The sequence below is a fragment of the Pseudomonas sp. GG8 genome, assembly GCF_052976945.1.
The window spans coordinates 984,595-999,258 of the sequence record NZ_JBRIIP010000001.1; the positions used below are offsets into that span (position 1 = coordinate 984,595).

Annotated in this window: 14 protein-coding genes; 7 read left to right on the top strand and 7 right to left on the bottom strand. The window is 59.9% G+C overall.

Going from position 1 to position 14,664, the window contains the following annotated elements; genetic code table 11:
* Positions 1-210: 210 nt before the first annotated feature.
* Positions 211-882, top strand: a complete 672-nt coding sequence (locus ACVBEG_RS04835; protein ID WP_447107421.1) for an ATPase — start codon at positions 211-213, stop codon at positions 880-882.
* Positions 883-937: 55 nt separating this feature from the next.
* On the opposite strand, the gene ACVBEG_RS04840 is transcribed toward ACVBEG_RS04835, so the two are convergent.
* A complete protein-coding gene (locus ACVBEG_RS04840; protein WP_322178108.1) occupies positions 938-1,798 on the bottom strand; it encodes a CAP domain-containing protein in 861 nt (286 codons plus the stop codon).
* 286 nt (positions 1,799-2,084) lie between these two features.
* Here ACVBEG_RS04840 and ACVBEG_RS04845 point away from each other — a divergent pair, with 286 nt between their 5' ends.
* The 4 genes from ACVBEG_RS04845 (at position 2,085) to ACVBEG_RS04860 (ending at position 4,124) form a co-directional block, all read left to right on the top strand.
* Positions 2,085-2,456 (top strand): hypothetical protein, encoded by a 372-nt coding sequence (locus ACVBEG_RS04845; RefSeq protein ID WP_330200641.1) that lies wholly within the window; start codon positions 2,085-2,087, stop codon positions 2,454-2,456.
* Between the two features lie 3 nt (positions 2,457-2,459).
* Complete coding sequence (locus ACVBEG_RS04850; protein ID WP_322178110.1) at positions 2,460-2,642, top strand: DUF1289 domain-containing protein; 183 nt, start codon at positions 2,460-2,462, stop codon at positions 2,640-2,642.
* Between the two features lie 115 nt (positions 2,643-2,757).
* On the top strand, positions 2,758-3,138 hold the full coding sequence (locus tag ACVBEG_RS04855) for a hypothetical protein (protein WP_322178111.1): 381 nt from the start codon (positions 2,758-2,760) through the stop codon (positions 3,136-3,138).
* A 191-nt stretch (positions 3,139-3,329) separates the two neighbouring features.
* Positions 3,330-4,124 carry a hypothetical protein gene (locus ACVBEG_RS04860; protein ID WP_323569155.1) on the top strand — a complete coding sequence of 265 codons (795 nt, stop codon included), beginning with the start codon at positions 3,330-3,332 and terminating at the stop codon, positions 4,122-4,124.
* Positions 4,125-4,176: 52 nt separating this feature from the next.
* Here the strand turns inward: ACVBEG_RS04860 and ACVBEG_RS04865 are convergent, their stop codons facing one another.
* From ACVBEG_RS04865 to ACVBEG_RS04880, 4 genes are read right to left on the bottom strand one after another with little or no spacing between them, the layout of a single operon-like run.
* Entirely contained in the window at positions 4,177-4,398 is a 222-nt protein-coding gene (locus ACVBEG_RS04865; RefSeq protein ID WP_322178113.1) for a formate dehydrogenase subunit delta, read from the bottom strand.
* Entirely contained in the window at positions 4,395-7,283 is a 2,889-nt protein-coding gene (gene fdhF / locus ACVBEG_RS04870; RefSeq protein WP_322215129.1) for a formate dehydrogenase subunit alpha, read from the bottom strand. Before fdhF ends, ACVBEG_RS04865 begins: the two co-directional genes overlap by 4 nt.
* Positions 7,280-8,848 carry a formate dehydrogenase beta subunit gene (locus tag ACVBEG_RS04875; protein WP_322178115.1) on the bottom strand — a complete coding sequence of 523 codons (1,569 nt, stop codon included), beginning with the start codon at positions 8,846-8,848 and terminating at the stop codon, positions 7,280-7,282. The genes fdhF and ACVBEG_RS04875 overlap by 4 nt, the downstream gene beginning before the upstream one ends.
* Positions 8,845-9,321 (bottom strand): formate dehydrogenase subunit gamma, encoded by a 477-nt coding sequence (locus ACVBEG_RS04880; RefSeq protein ID WP_322178116.1) that lies wholly within the window; start codon positions 9,319-9,321, stop codon positions 8,845-8,847. The genes ACVBEG_RS04875 and ACVBEG_RS04880 overlap by 4 nt, the downstream gene beginning before the upstream one ends.
* Positions 9,322-9,896: 575 nt before the next feature.
* Here ACVBEG_RS04880 and ACVBEG_RS04885 point away from each other — a divergent pair.
* Both ACVBEG_RS04885 and ACVBEG_RS04890 read left to right on the top strand, forming a co-directional pair.
* Positions 9,897-10,379: an OsmC family protein gene (locus tag ACVBEG_RS04885; RefSeq protein WP_322178117.1), complete on the top strand. Its 483-nt coding sequence runs from the start codon at positions 9,897-9,899 to the stop codon at positions 10,377-10,379.
* 353 nt (positions 10,380-10,732) lie between these two features.
* Positions 10,733-11,428 carry a tRNA (adenine(22)-N(1))-methyltransferase gene (locus ACVBEG_RS04890; RefSeq protein ID WP_323565750.1) on the top strand — a complete coding sequence of 232 codons (696 nt, stop codon included), beginning with the start codon at positions 10,733-10,735 and terminating at the stop codon, positions 11,426-11,428.
* Positions 11,429-12,195: 767 nt separating this feature from the next.
* On the opposite strand, the gene ACVBEG_RS04895 is transcribed toward ACVBEG_RS04890, so the two are convergent.
* Together ACVBEG_RS04895 and ACVBEG_RS04900 are read right to left on the bottom strand one after the other, a co-directional pair.
* Positions 12,196-13,461: an MFS transporter gene (locus tag ACVBEG_RS04895; RefSeq protein WP_447107422.1), complete on the bottom strand. Its 1,266-nt coding sequence runs from the start codon at positions 13,459-13,461 to the stop codon at positions 12,196-12,198.
* 33 nt (positions 13,462-13,494) lie between these two features.
* Entirely contained in the window at positions 13,495-14,565 is a 1,071-nt protein-coding gene (locus ACVBEG_RS04900) for a sugar phosphate isomerase/epimerase family protein (protein ID WP_323565741.1), read from the bottom strand.
* Between the last annotated feature and the right edge of the window lie 99 nt (positions 14,566-14,664).

The window sequence follows — 14,664 nt, forward strand, 5'->3', positions numbered from 1 at the left end:
TGGTGTGTACTCTGTTCTGCACCCATGGCGAAAAAACTGTTCGAGGCGCTTTTTGGGGGGGTACTTTACACGTTGCCCTCACGCAATAAACCGCTTCTGTTTTTACCATTCGTTTAGTTGATAGTTACCATCGACGAATGCGAGTTTTGTTTTTCCAGCGAAGGAGGAAGATAGCGCCATACCGAACATGCTTCTAAGGGAAATAACGCGATGAGAATTTCCACCCTGCTGGCTCTTGTCGCCGTATTGACCGGTGGCGCTGCCACCACTGTGCCTTCTTACGCTGCAGACGCGCCGTCCTGCCATTTGTTATCGGTAGCTGACAGTGCCGCTGGCCTGCTGCATGCACAATCAGTCGGTGTGCTCTACAGCGAAAACACCGTCAATACCCTTGAGTACCTTGAGCATTACCATTCTGTCGCGCTGAACGGCGTGAAGAATGGTGCGATTGACTCTCGCATTAGCGACGCGTTCGTCAACAGTTCCGATCCGAAACTCGCGATCAATTGGCTCATGGGTTCGCTGCAGAAAGAATTCTCCTTAGTGACCGTCTACGACAACCTTGATGCGCTGGTGCAAGCCCACCCAGACGTAGTGGTCATGCTGGACACCTACAACCGTCTGGTGACACAGCGCAATACCCAGGTCGAAGCGCGCTTCGTCGCCAAATTTTACGATTCGAACCTGCAATACATTGGCAAGGCCGAAGGTTTGGGTGAAAAGCAAATGTCCGCTGTCTGGGTGCATGGCAAAGCCGCTCCAGAGATTGCCGCGCAAATCGACCAACAACGTGAGCTGCAATTAAACGCCCTGAAACAGTTCGATGCATCGTTGAAGGCGCTCGTGACATCCGGCGGGATGGCTCAAGTCGCAAGCAACTGACGGTGTGGTTCCATTGACGGCCTGTCCGTAAAAGTCCACAGCCCGTCCACGATCATCAGGGCGCGCCGAACAGCATCGTCCAATAGATACCCAAGTCGCTACGCGAGGCCGTGGCATAAGCCGCACCCACTTGGGTAAACATCGGGTTCATCAGGTTGGCGCAATGCCCAGGGCTGGCCAGCCACCCCTGCATCGCCTGGCTCGGGGAACCCTGCCCAGCAGCGATGTTCTCGCCGATCTGCCGACCACGGTAGCCAACGGCCCGAGCCCGGGCCGCTGGCGAGTCACCGTTTGGATCTTGGTGAGCGAAGTAATTGCCATAGGCCATCGCCCGGCTATGCCCCTGCGCTGCCGCCCCCAAGGCATTGTTCCACGTCAGTGGTCGTGCGGCTGCGAAGCGCTGATACCCACACAGACGCGGCTTCGCCCGTGCCGCATTGACCTCTGTCAGCAACGCTTTATCCGCTGTCCGCCGATCAGTCAGGTGATCATCGACCAAGGGGCGCGCCAGTACCATCTGCCACCGATTACCGACGTGAGTGACACCAATATCGGTCGCTTGGGTATTGAGTAGTTTGTCGCAGTAGTTGTTCTTGATCACGGCAAAGGCCGTCTCGGCATCGCGCGCACCTGCCACTTGGATGGCTTGCACTTTCCCTGCTTGATAACCGGCGGCCTTCAACCCGTCCCGTAAATCGCCGCCATAACCGACGGGCAAGGCCACGCTGGACTTCAGCGCCAACGGTGTCATTGCAGGGGTCATGCGTCCCTCGCAGCGCTGGGGGTGGGCGCGGTAGCCGTTGATGGCTTGCACCAGTTGCTGCTCCCCTTCGGCATAAGCGGGATTGGCGAGCAGGGGGAGCAAAGGTACGAGGCAGAGCGAAATAGAGCGGGAGGAACGAACGGTTAGGCGCATGAGTCGAACAGCTCAGATGGAATGACAGGGGGCTTGGCAGCAAAGGGGCTGCGGTAGTGACCGGCAAAGCCCGAATAGGACTGCGGGCTTCCACACAAGTTTCACTGGCAATAGATACAAATTCGCAGTTGAGGCCATGCGTTTGCTGAGCACTGTTGGTTTTATTCCTTTGCGTCTCAAGGTGCTGCACATCGATACTGGCAAAAGAGGCTCGCAGCAGCGAGCCGCGCGATATTAGACCGAGCGCCCCTCGGCAAGCCTTCGACACTGATTCAAGGATCAAACAATGCTGTTAAGCAAACGCGATCAGGCGCAGATCGAGCGTCGTCTGGTGGTGGCCCTGACCGACGCCTGTGAGACGGCCAAAGCCGAAATAGCAGGGTTCTGCTGGCTGACCCACGAGGTTGATTACACCGTATTCCCGTCCAGCCTGATGGTCGTCTGGGTCTTTGACACGCAGGCCAAAAAGAACCAGGCCCTTGCGAGTGGGCAGGGTGAACGCATGGTCGAACTGACGGCCGTGGCGTTAAGCGAAGCGGATATCCACGTCAGTCCGGTGTCGGCCCATGTGCACGTCGATACTGAAGAGCAATGTCAGCATGCCAATGCCGGAAACTGGCAGCAACGCTTGGCGCGCAAGCGCTCGACTCGGGGTTGAGTCGTGGCCAAGGATATCGAAAATCCCTGTATTTCCGTTTGCCAGTTGAGCGGTGATTTATGTGTAAGTTGTGGTCGCACCAAGGAGGACATCAGAAAATGGAAACGCATGAAGCGACCCGAAAAAATGGCCGCTGTGCAACGGGCGGGCCTGCGCCTGAAGAGCCTGCAGAAAAAGGACGCTTGAAATGCGGGTCTCAGTGCGGCTTCAGGTTCTGATCGACGCACCCTTGGATAAAGCCTGATTCGCCTTAAAAAACGCATTCCCACAACTACACTGCGTGAACACTTCGGGAGCAAACATGAGCAACGCGAAAGAAGCGACTGAAATAAAATGGCTTCCAGATGTGGAAGAGCAGGACTACCCAGCCGCACAGTCCTACCTTCTTCTGCTATTCAGCGAAAACCGAGTGCAGAAAATAATTTCCGCCCTGCGTGCTGCCGACCTTACCCAGTTCAAGGCAAAGGACATTTTCCGCGCGTCAGAACTTTCCCTGCTTGGCATCAGCAACTCCCATGTAGAGAAAGACCGCAGCAAAATCAAGAACGGAACGCCGCTGTCACCGTTGCTGCTGGTCAGGGGAGAGAAGAGCGACAAACTGGTTATCGCGGACGGCTATCACCGCCTCTGCGCCATCTATGGCGTTGCCGAAGATGCCTGGATCAAGTGCAAGATTGTTTAGGCCGGGCCGCGTGAGATATCTGATTAGCGCCTTGTTTTATAGACTTGTCTCATGAGCGCTGCTGGCGGTGTTCGGCATAACCTCCGCGGAATCTCTCGCGGGTGCGCATAATGTGGCGTTGATGTGTGTAGACCAGTGCCTAGAGTCCAATAGCTTCGCCGGTGGTGGAGTCAGTAGATCAATGGAGAGCCATGCATCAGCAAAAGACTAAGCACCGAATGTGGCCACTCAAACCGATCCTGCTGATGTGCTCACTCTACCTGCTGGCAGCAAGTGCCGTCGCCGCGCAGATGCCGCACGAGACGCTGACGATCATGGTCGAGGATGCTGCCGATCCCTGGTCGAAGAGCGACGGTACAGGTTACGCCAATGACGTAGTTGTCGCCGCGTTCAAGGAGATGGAGGTTGAGGTGCGCCTGAAAGTCGTGCCTTATTCACGTTGCAAATACATGGTGCTCAATGGTGAGGTCGCGGCCTGCTTCAACATGAGTTGGCTGCCCGAGTTCGATGGCAAGATCAAGCTGGCGGCGCTACCGATCTACGCGGCGAATGACGACATCTTCGAACATATCGAAGCCCCCTTGCCGAGGCCTCCAGACGGCATATGCACGTTGCCGCCCGGGACTGTACTGGGCATCACCAACGACTACGAATATTCGCCCCAGGTCATGGCGCTACAGAAGTCCGGAGTGCTGTTCGAGAACGTTCACTCGGACTTACTGAATCTGAAGAAGCTGGCCGCCCGGCGCTTCCAGGCGGCATTGATCATTACCACCGACCTTGAGGCGGAGGCTTATAAGGCCAGGCAGTCGGGCACAGAAAATTCGGTGCGCTTCGCCTTCAATTGCGGTGTGGTAAGCGCAACGATAGGCTTTAGCCTGGCCCACCCGGATGGATTGCGTGCACTGAAGACGTATGAAGAGGGATACCAACGTATCGGGGCCAAAGGCGTACTCAAGCAGATTCATGCACGCTGGTTTCCTTAGTTGCACCGCTGCCCGACAGGCAGCAGGTGCTCCGTAAGGGATCGTGTGAGCCTTAAGCCTCCCAGCCCGCCCCACTGACCGCAGCCTGCGCCAGTGGGTGCAAGTCGGCCCCAGGATGCGTCGTCTGCCAGGCCAGCAACTCCTTGCGCATGCCGGGCGTCCAGAACATCTGCAGATGATTGCGCACGCCAAGCACTGCCTGTTGCTGGTCCGGTTCGCTGGCGAAGTACTGGGCGATCTGGTTTGCCATTTTGATCAGGTTGGCAGTGCTCATCGGCGTACCTCGGCCTTTGTTCCTGCGGTGCGTGCCCGGCGACGTTCGTCGAGTAGGCGTTGTTGTTCGTCGCTGAATGCCTGGTAACGTTTTTGCCACTCGGAAGGGTGGTAGACGCGGCTGACTTCCACGGCGGTGACCTTGTACTCCGGACAGTTGGTGGCCCAGTCGGAGTTGTCGGTGGTGATGACGTTGGCCCCCGATTCGGGGAAGTGGAAGGTGGTGTACACCACACCTGGAGCGACCCGTTCGGTGACCCGCGCACGCAGTACGGTCTGTCCGGCGCGGCTGCCGATGCCGACCCAGTCACCTTCATTGATGCCACGGCTCTCGGCGTCGGTCGGGTGGATTTCCAGGCGGTCTTCGTCGTGCCAGGCGATGTTTTCGGTACGCCGGGTCTGGGCGCCGACGTTGTACTGGCTGAGGATGCGTCCGGTGGTCAGCAGCAGGGGATAGCGGTTGTTGACCTTTTCCTCGGTGGGCACGTAGCCGGTGAGCATGAAGCGCCCCTTGCCGCGCACGAATTCCTCGATGTGCATGGTCGGCGTGCCGTCCGGCGCTGCGGCGTTGCACGGCCATTGCAGGCTGCCGTGGCTATCCAGTGCGGCGTAGCTGACGTTGCTGAAGGTCGGCGTCAGGCTGGCGATTTCATCCATGATTTCCGACGGGTGCTGGTAGTTCATCGGGTAACCCAGGGCGTTGGCCAGGGCCACGGTGCCCTCCCAGTCGGCCTTGCCGCCCAGCGGTTCCATGACCTTGCGCACGCGCGAAATGCGTCGCTCGGCGTTAGTGAAGGTGCCGTCTTTTTCCAGGAACGAACTGCCCGGCAGGAATACGTGGGCGAACTTGGCGGTTTCGTTGAGGAAAATGTCCTGCACCACGATGCATTCCATCGCCGACAGAGCCGAGGTGACGTGCTGGGTATTGGGGTCGCTTTGGGCGATGTCTTCGCCCTGGCAATACAAGCCCTTAAAGCTGCCGTCCAGGGCTGCCTCGAACATATTGGGAATACGCAGGCCCGGGTCGGGTTGCAAGGTGACGTTCCAGGCCTGCTCGAACTGCGCCCGAACCACCTCGTTGGAGATGTGTCGGTAGCCAGGCAACTCGTGGGGGAAGGAGCCCATGTCGCAGGAGCCCTGAACGTTGTTCTGCCCACGCAGCGGGTTCACGCCCACGCCTTCGCGGCCGATGTTGCCAGTGACCATGGCCAGGTTGGCGATGCCCATGACGGCGGTGCTGCCCTGGCTGTGTTCGGTGACGCCCAGGCCATAATAGATCGCCGCGTTGCCGCCGGTTGCGTACAGACGCGCGGCGGCACGGATGTCGGCAGCGGCGACACCGCAGATGGCGCCAAGGACTTCCGGCGAGTTTTCCGCGCGGCTGACGAACTCGCGCCAGTGGGCGAAATCGCTGCCTTCGCAACGGGCGTCGATAAAGGCCTGGTTGAGCAGGCCTTCGGTGACGATGACGTGGGCCAGAGCGTTGAGCATGGCGACGTTGGTGCCCGGGCGCAGGGCCAGGTGCAGTTCAGCGCGGGCATGCACCGAGTCCACCAGATCAATGCGGCGTGGGTCGATGACAATCAGCCGCGCGCCTTCACGCAGGCGGCGTTTGAGCTGGGAGGCGAACACCGGGTGGGCGTCGCTGGGGTTGGCGCCCATCACCAGAATCACGTCGGCTTGCATTACCGAGTCGAAACTCTGAGTGCCGGCGGACTCGCCAAGGGTTTGTTTCAGGCCATAGCCGGTCGGCGAGTGGCAGACCCGCGCACAGGTGTCGACGTTATTGTTGCCGAACGCGGCACGCACCAGTTTTTGCACCAGATAGGTTTCTTCGTTGGTGCAGCGGCTGGAGGTGATGCCACCAATGGAGTCTCGGCCGTATTTTTGCTGCAGACGGCGGAATTCGCTGGCGGCGTAGGTCACCGCCTCATCCCAGCTGACTTCCTGCCAAGGGTCGTTGATGTGCTTGCGGATCATCGGCGTGGTGATGCGATCCGGGTGGGTGGCGTAGCCCCAGGCAAAGCGCCCTTTGACACAGGAGTGGCCGTGGTTGGCCTGGCCGTTCTTGTCTGGAACCATGCGCACCAGCTGGTCGCCTTTCATCTCGGCGCGGAACGAGCAGCCCACGCCGCAATAGGCACAGGTGGTGATCACGGCGCGTTCGGGCTGGCCCAGTTCGACCACGCTTTTTTCCATCAGGGTCGCGGTGGGGCAGGCTTGCACACAGGCGCCGCAGGACACGCATTCCGAGTCGAGGAAGTTCTCGCCACCGGCGGCCGCGACCCGGGATTCAAAACCGCGCCCGGTAATCGTCAGGGCAAACGTGCCCTGGGTTTCTTCGCAGGCGCGCACGCAGCGGTTGCAGACGATGCACTTGCTCGGGTCGTAGTCGAAGTAGGGGTTGGAGGTGTCTTTCTTGTCGGCCAGATGGTTGTCGCCTTCATAGCCGTAACGCACCTCCCGCAGGCCGACCTGGCCGGCGACGGTTTGCAGCTCGCAGTTGCCGTTGGCCGAGCAGGTCAGGCAGTCCAGCGGGTGATCTGAGATGTACAGCTCCATGACATTGCGGCGCAGGGTGGCAAGCTTCGGCGTCTGGGTGTGCACGCTCATGCCTTCGCTGACCGGCGTGGTGCAGGACGCCGGGTAGCCGCGCATGCCGTCGATCTCGACCAGGCACATGCGGCAGGAGCCGAAGGCTTCCAGGCTGTCGGTGGCACATAGTTTGGGAATGGTGGTGCCCAGCAGCGCGGCGGCGCGCATCACCGAGGTCCCTTCGGGCACGCTGATGCTGCGGCCGTCGATGTTCAGGGTGACTTGCACCTGGCTGTCGCGGGCCGGGGTGCCCAGATCGATATCGGTTTTCGGGTCAAAGAGAGTAATCATTGCTCGGCCTCCGAGGCCAGCAGACCGAAGTCGGCGGGGAAGTGCTTGAGGGCGCTGGCGACCGGATAGGAGGTCATGCCGCCCAACGCGCACAGCGAACCGTAAAGCATGGTGTCGCACAGGTCCTTGAGGATGATCGCCTGCTCATCACGACCGCTCTGGTCAGGTGCGGCCAGCAGGCGGTCGATCACCTCCACGCCCCGGGTCGAGCCGATGCGGCATGGGGTGCATTTGCCACAGGATTCCTCGGCACAGAACTGCAGGGCGAAGCGCGCCATACGGGCCATGTCCAGGCTGTCGTCAGCCACCACCACACCACCGTGACCGAGCATGGCGCCGATGGAGGCGAAGGCTTCGTAATCCAGCGGCGTGTCGAATTGCCCTGGCGGCACCCAGGCGCCGAGGGGGCCGCCAACTTGCGCGGCCTTCAGCGGCCGGCCACTGGCAGTACCACCGCCGTAGTCTTCCACCAGTTCCCGCAGGGTCAGGCCAAACGCCCGTTCCACCAGACCGCCGTGACGAATATTGCCCGCCAATTGGAAGGGCATGGTGCCCAACGAGCGGCCCATGCCGTAATCGCGATAGAACTGCGCACCCTTGGCCAGAATCAACGGCACCGAGGCCAGGGTCAGCACGTTGTGCACCAGGGTCGGCAGGCCGAACAGACCTTTCAGGGCGGGGATCGGTGGCTTGGCGCGGACAATCCCGCGCTTGCCTTCGAGAGAGTCCAGCAGCGCGGTTTCCTCACCGCAGATGTAAGCGCCGGCACCGACGCGTACTTCCATATCAAAGGCCTGGCCGCTGCCGACGACATTGGCGCCGAGATAACCGGCGGACCGGGCGATGTCCAGCGCCTCGCGCAATGTGGCCACGGCCTGTGGATATTCCGAGCGCACATAGATGTAACCGTAGCTGGCCCCGACGGTGAGACCGGCAATGGCCATGCCTTCGATCAGCAGGAAGGGGTCGCCTTCCATCAACATGCGATCGGCGAAGGTGCCGGAATCGCCTTCGTCGGCGTTGCACACAATGTATTTCTGCGCAGCCTGGGTGGCGCGCACCGTGCGCCATTTGATCCCGGCCGGGAAGGCTGCGCCGCCACGGCCACGCAGGCCCGAATCGAACACGGCGGTCGCGGTCTGCTCGCCGCCCAGAGCGATGGCCCGGGTCAAGCCCTCGAAACCGCCGTGGGCCCGGTAATCCTCCAGGGACAGCGGCCGGGTAATGCCTGCGCGGGCAAACAGCAGGCGTTGTTGAGTCTTTAGATAAGGCAGTTCCTCCACCAGACCCAAGGCCAGTGGATGGGCGGACGACTCGTCTTGCAATGCATCGAGCAGGGATGGCACATCGGCAGCGGTCAGCGGGCCGAAGCCGATACGGCCTTGCGGAGTGTCCATTTCCAGCAACGGCTCCAGCCAGTACAGGCCGCGCGAGCTGGTGCGTTGCAGGTCCAGGGACAGGGACAGTTGGCGTTCCTGGGCCTGAGTGGCAAGGGCCACAGCTACATCATCGGCACCTACGGCACGGGCAAGAGAATCAATCGGCAAATAGAGGCGCGGCATCATGCGTCCTCCTGGCAAGCGTCGAGCAATGCATCAAGACGCTCGGCACTGAGCCGCGCATGCACCTGGCCATCCAGCTCCAGGGCGGGCGAGCAGGCGCAGGCACCGAGGCAATACACCGGGCGCAGACTGATGCTGCCGTCGGCGCTGCTGCCGTGGTCGTCCAGTTGCAGGCGTTCGCGCAACTGCGCTGCGAGCTGCTCGGCGCCGCGGCTCTGGCAGGACTCGGCGCGGCACAGACGCAGAATATGCCGGGCCGGGGGCGCGGAGCGGAAGTCATGGTAGAAGCTGATCACCCCGCGAACCTCGGCCTGACTCTGGTTGAGGGCGTGGGCAATCTCGGGGATGGCGGCATCCGGGATGTAACCGATGCCCTCCTGAATCTCATGAAGAATCGGCAACAGTGCACCGGGGCAGCCCTTGTGGCGCTCCAGCACGCTGTTGACCACAGGCAATTGCAACATCTCATCAGGCATACAGCATTCCTCACGATCACGGGCAAACCAGGCAGTCGCCGGTTGTCCGAAAGTGTCGGCTGCGGCACTCACACCACGTCACGGTATCGTGGCATGTTCAGGCCGTTGACCAGGGCACCCTTGGCGGGCATCTTGTTGGACCCGGTGCGGTCTTTGCCGCACCTCTTCAGGGCATAAAAGGCAGCTTGCCACGCCGCCTTTGATTCAACGGCACCAAAGCGACGTGTTCGGTTCTTTCTACGACCATGCGTTGAGTCTAGAAGAGGGTGGGCCGAGGTGTTGTCCTGAATGCTGTCGAACGAGCTGCGACAGGTACAGGAGATGAGCCGAGACACTTTGACAAACGCGCGGCATGTCAACCACGTGGCGCGGTGCTGGCCGGGCTCGTCGCGGCGACTCTGCTGGTGGCGCTCTGGATTTGGTTTCACGGGTAACGCTGGAACTCAGGGTGCTGAGTTGCTAAATCCATGCGAAAGGCAGAAGTATCGAGCAAAGGCACGGGCAACGTTCAGCTTTCAATTCATAGGGCATGTACCGTAGCCTTTGGACGCAAAAACATGCTCAGGGAAGATCAAATGGCAGATAAAGTTCACCGCTACGATGTCCAGGTTGTCTGGACGGGGAATGAGGGTACAGGTACCTCCTCTTACCGTGGTTACAGTCGCTCGCATGTTATTCAGGCCAAGGGCAAACCCCCGATTAATGGCTCATCCGACCCCAGTTTTCGAGGTGATCCGACTCGCTGGAACCCGGAGGAACTTCTTCTCGCCTCCTTATCTGCGTGCCATAAACTGTGGTATCTGGGCCTTTGTGCCGAGGCCGGGATGGTGATCGTGACCTATGTGGATAATCCGCAGGGCACAATGGTCGAGCAAAGCGATGGCGCTGGCCAGTTCACCTCAGTGGTGTTGAGGCCCAAGGTGACCCTGGCTCCCGGAGCCGATATCGAGAAAGCCCTAGCTCTGCATCATGCCGCCCATGAAAAATGCTTCATTGCGCGCTCTGTTAACTTTCCGATCAGCCTCGCTCCCGAAATATCGATAGGCTTGAGTACCTAGTCGTTACCAGCCTGTAACGATACGTCTTCTTGTGATTAGGTTGATTTTCACCCATGCCGCAGTTCTATCGTTCGAGTTGCCTGCTGCACAGGTCTTCCTCTCAACCTTGATCGGCCCCGCATGGGTAGACGCTTTCGAGTGTTTGCTAGGGGCGCTTTCCGCCGGTCGCAACAGACAGAAGTCGACCAAAAGCCGCCCATGACCAGGGTTTGCTTTGGGCCGATACGCGAGCGGTAGGACGGGGCGAGCCATGGCCCTGGTCACAGGCGTTTGAAATGCACGGCGTTACTCGACAGAATCTCGTCCCGATCCGGCCAAAGGTGCTGGACGTTCGTGGTGAAAAGGGGCTGCAGTTGAACGAACAAACATTGTCTATGCGCCTGGAGCGCGTGGCGGCGCATGTGCCAGCCGATGCGCGCCTGGCCGATATCGGCTCGGATCACGGCTACCTGCCGGTGGTGTTGATGCGCCGTGGAGCCATCGCAGCGGCGGTGGCCGGCGAGGTGGCGTCGACGCCGTTCCGCTCGGCCGAACGCACCGTGCGCGAGAACGGCCTGGACCAGCGGATCACCGTGCGCCTGGCCAATGGCCTGGCGGCGATCGAGCCGGGAGACGGGATCACGGCGATCAGCATTTGTGGCATGGGCGGCGAGACGATCCGTGACATCCTCGACAGTGGCAAGGCGCGCCTGAGCGGCCAGGAGCGCTTGATCCTGCAGCCCAACGGCGGCGAGCAGCCACTGCGCCAATGGCTGATGGAAAATGGCTACCGCATCCTCTGCGAGGAAGTGCTGCGGGAAAACCGTTTCGACTACGAAATCATCGTCGCCGAGCGCGCCGGGCCGGTGATATACACCGCCGAGGAGTTGTACTTCGGCCCGCTGCAGATGCAGGCACGCAGCCCGGCGTTCCTGGTCAAGTGGCAGCGCATGCTGCGCCATAAGCAGCAAACCCTGACCAACTTCGCCCAGGCGCGGCAGGCCGTGCCCGTGGAGAAGTCGCAGGACATCTCCCGGCAGGCCCGGTGGATCACCGAACTGCTGGCTTGAGCCCGGTCTAGGGTTTGTACGAAAAGTCGTCGAGCGGCAATCAGGCAAGGCGATTTTTCGTACAAAACATAAGGCAAAGCGAGGGCCAATATGAATCGCCCTCTAATTCGTAGACACCGCTGAATAACAGCTTTTGGCCGACTCTGTTGAAAAGCCGGCCTTAGTTTCCATGCCAAAAAAGTAATCGCCTGAGATTTAAATCCAGAGTTTTCGCAGAGGCATTCGGACTGCGATTTCACCTGGCGGCGTGTCAAAAGGCGCTTTCACCGATCAATTTTGCGGCAGTTTGAGAAAATCGACTTTCTCAACACAATCGGCCGTTTTCTGCCTGTCGCGAAGGACGGCAATCGACCCGTTTCTGCCTGTCGTAACCGGCAGCTATCGGCCAAGGCTGTGTGAAAACGCATGCACCGTTTTCAAGTCTGCATTGCTACGTAAAATCTGCCAGCGTCTAGTTGGTCAGCAGATCTGAAATTTGCGTAGGAACGCGATTTTCGTTACGGTTCTGACTGTCAAACTCGCTCTAAAACGTTTTCACACAGCCTCGGCCGATAGCTGCCTGTCGCGAAACGCTGCAGTCTCAAGCCACCGATCAAGAGTGCCAACGGTCGCCCAATAAGCCGGTGCGTCGCCATAAGATGAAAAAGCGTTCCGTCGCGCTAACGCGTTATCCAGATTGTGCGCAAGCTTCGGTTCATTCCTGCGTTGTGGCCGGAGGAGGGATCGGCGTGGTAGACGATTCCTCCTCCTGGAGTCCTTGGCGATGATCAGGCTTGCGCCGCGCTCATCCCGCCAGTGGCCATGGATTTTTTGCGCACCGCTTGATAGAGCAGGCTGGACACCATGAAGCCCGCAACGGCCAGTATGCTCATCAGGCTGAAGACATAGTTGTAACCCTGTTGACCGGGGAAGTGATCGAGGATCGCGCCATAGATGACGTAGGCAAACATGCCGGGTGCATAGCCGATCAGGCAACCGATGCCGAAGGCCGAGCCGGTGATGTGTTGGGGAATGCCGACTTCACCCATGGGGGCCCAGAACACGCCGCGCATGGAGAACACGATCAGGGCGAAGGACAGGGTGGCGGCCATGCCCGCATAGATGAAGCCCGGGCTTTTCGGAATCAGCATGATCACGCCCATCAGCGGCAACAGCGCCAGGAATGCCCATTTCAGGTAGCGGCTGGTGCTCTTGAACTGCTTGTCGGCAATGAAACCGCCGGCAGGCCCGCCGAGGATCTTCAGGAAGTACTGGTTGATGATGCCGTAGGCGCCCACCAATGCCACGGGCAACCCGTACATTTCCTTGAGGTAGGGAATGAAATAGGTCAGGCCGCAGTAGACGATGTAGACCATGAACACGTTGAGGCTGACCAGCCAGATTCCCGGTACCTTGATCGCTTCCATCAGGTTCGCCAGACCATTCTTTGGCTTGGCCACCGACTGCGCGTTGCCGCCCTTGAGCAGGAACCAGGTCAGGGTGCCGGCCAGAATGTCGATGACCGAGTAGAACAGGATCGCCGACTTCAGGCCGGTTTCGCCCGAACCCATGGCGACGAACACGCCCAGGGCGGAAAAGGCCACCAGTGTATCAACCACGCCACGCCCGCCTTCGAGCAGGCCGAACAACCGGCCTTGCTCCTGATCGTCACCCAGGTTGCGGATGGCTTTGAGCAGCGATGGCCAGAACAGGCAGTCGGCACAGACGGCCAACAGACAGAACACGATCAGCAAATTGCTGAAGGGCGGAAAGGTCGCCAGGTACAACCCCAGGCTACCGGTCCCGATCAGGCCGAGGGGGATTAGTTTGCGCGTCTCGTAGCGATCGGCGAGCAGGCCGCCAATCACAAACAGTGCAGTAGCGATGATCGCGTTGGCGCTCAGCAGCATACCGATTTCAGTGTGGCTCAAGCCCATCAATTCCTGCATGGGTACATAGAAGGCGTCCTTGAGGTTCGCCAGCTTGTAGATGGTGCCGCCACCGAGGATGAGGATCAGGAATCTGAGCCATTTGGCCTTGTTTTGAGTTGTCATTATTGTTCTCCGGGCGTAATCGGGTCGTCAGGTTCAGGCGTTGGAAGGGGTGGCAAGGGTCAGTTCGGCCAAGGTGCGCAATTCGGCCAGCAGGCTACGGACATAGGCGACCTGGTTGTTTGCCCAGCGGTGTTCATCGGCCAGCATTCGCTCAAGCGAGTAGCCGTTCGGGAGCGGCGTTTCGCTCATCTCCCGGTAAGCAATGAAGGGATCGGCCGCCTCAAGGCTCTGGCGGAAAGCCGGGGCCACATAGTGGTTTTCCTGCTCGAGAATGAATGCGATCACCTGCGGGGTTGCTTCGCCCAGCATCAACAGCTCGAACAGCATGCGGGCGCTGGGCAGATCGTCCTCGTCGCTGCCCTGCAATACGCCGTAATGGCCGAAGCCGTTTTGTTCGGGGACGATGCGCACACCCTTGAGGTGAGTCTGGCGGATGTGTGGCGCCAGGTTACGCAGGGCCTGCAGGGGCGGTTCGCAGGCATTGATCATGTTGCCGAAGTCGAACAGAGCATGCAGGCGAGGGTGGTTGAGGCGGTTGAGCAGTTGCGCGATTTCGCCGCTCTTGAGTTCTTCATGCTGCTCGAAGTCAAAGTACAGATCGTGTGCGTCGGCCTGTTGTGCGAGGTAGTGCAGGTCAGTCTCGATCACGTCCATGACCCGCGACAGCGTGCCCTCGTAACGTGAGTAAACACGGATGTTGCGCACCCCCAGGGCCCTGGCGATGGCGATCACCTGGTCGACATCCTTTTTCAGCGTGCTGCTGATTTCCAGGTGCACATCCAGCCCCAGCGCTTTGGCCTTGGCGGCAAACGCCTGGAGCTGCGCGGGTGACATTTGGCTCAGGCTGTTTTTCTCGCCGTCGAGCAAGTGCAGGCTCAGGCCTTGCAGCTCGTGGCGATAGGCGAAGTCCAGCAGGTCGGCAGGGGTGACACGACCGTGGGTGAGGTTGGTCAGTAGCGGGTAGGCGTGGGCAAACAGGCGCAATTGCCCGAGACGCTCAAGCAACCGCTGGGCCAGTGCGTCCGTCAGCACGGGAGCCGCCCCGTGTTCGACCACCTTATGGCTCAGCAAGGCGTTGAATCGTTCCTGGATCTTATTGTTCATTAGAGTCGTTCCTGGTTCAGACACCGGGTCTACCGGCGCAGCCTTTATCGCGCCAGTCAGGAACTCTCGATAGATCCATTATCAGTTAATTGATAAGAC

Excerpts from the sequence above, each read along its gene's own strand:
- ACVBEG_RS04835 (WP_447107421.1), top strand. The coding sequence starts at position 211 with ATGAGAATTTCCACCCTGCTGGCTCTTGTCGCCGTATTGACCGGTGGC.
- ACVBEG_RS04840 (WP_322178108.1), bottom strand. The coding sequence starts at position 1,798 with ATGCGCCTAACCGTTCGTTCCTCCCGCTCTATTTCGCTCTGCCTCGTA.
- ACVBEG_RS04845 (WP_330200641.1), top strand. The coding sequence starts at position 2,085 with ATGCTGTTAAGCAAACGCGATCAGGCGCAGATCGAGCGTCGTCTGGTG.
- ACVBEG_RS04855 (WP_322178111.1), top strand. The coding sequence starts at position 2,758 with ATGAGCAACGCGAAAGAAGCGACTGAAATAAAATGGCTTCCAGATGTG.
- ACVBEG_RS04860 (WP_323569155.1), top strand. The coding sequence starts at position 3,330 with ATGCATCAGCAAAAGACTAAGCACCGAATGTGGCCACTCAAACCGATC.
- ACVBEG_RS04865 (WP_322178113.1), bottom strand. The coding sequence starts at position 4,398 with ATGAGCACTGCCAACCTGATCAAAATGGCAAACCAGATCGCCCAGTAC.
- fdhF (WP_322215129.1), bottom strand. The coding sequence starts at position 7,283 with ATGATTACTCTCTTTGACCCGAAAACCGATATCGATCTGGGCACCCCG.
- ACVBEG_RS04875 (WP_322178115.1), bottom strand. The coding sequence starts at position 8,848 with ATGATGCCGCGCCTCTATTTGCCGATTGATTCTCTTGCCCGTGCCGTA.
- ACVBEG_RS04880 (WP_322178116.1), bottom strand. The coding sequence starts at position 9,321 with ATGCCTGATGAGATGTTGCAATTGCCTGTGGTCAACAGCGTGCTGGAG.
- ACVBEG_RS04885 (WP_322178117.1), top strand. The coding sequence starts at position 9,897 with ATGGCAGATAAAGTTCACCGCTACGATGTCCAGGTTGTCTGGACGGGG.
- ACVBEG_RS04895 (WP_447107422.1), bottom strand. The coding sequence starts at position 13,461 with ATGACAACTCAAAACAAGGCCAAATGGCTCAGATTCCTGATCCTCATC.
- ACVBEG_RS04900 (WP_323565741.1), bottom strand. The coding sequence starts at position 14,565 with ATGAACAATAAGATCCAGGAACGATTCAACGCCTTGCTGAGCCATAAG.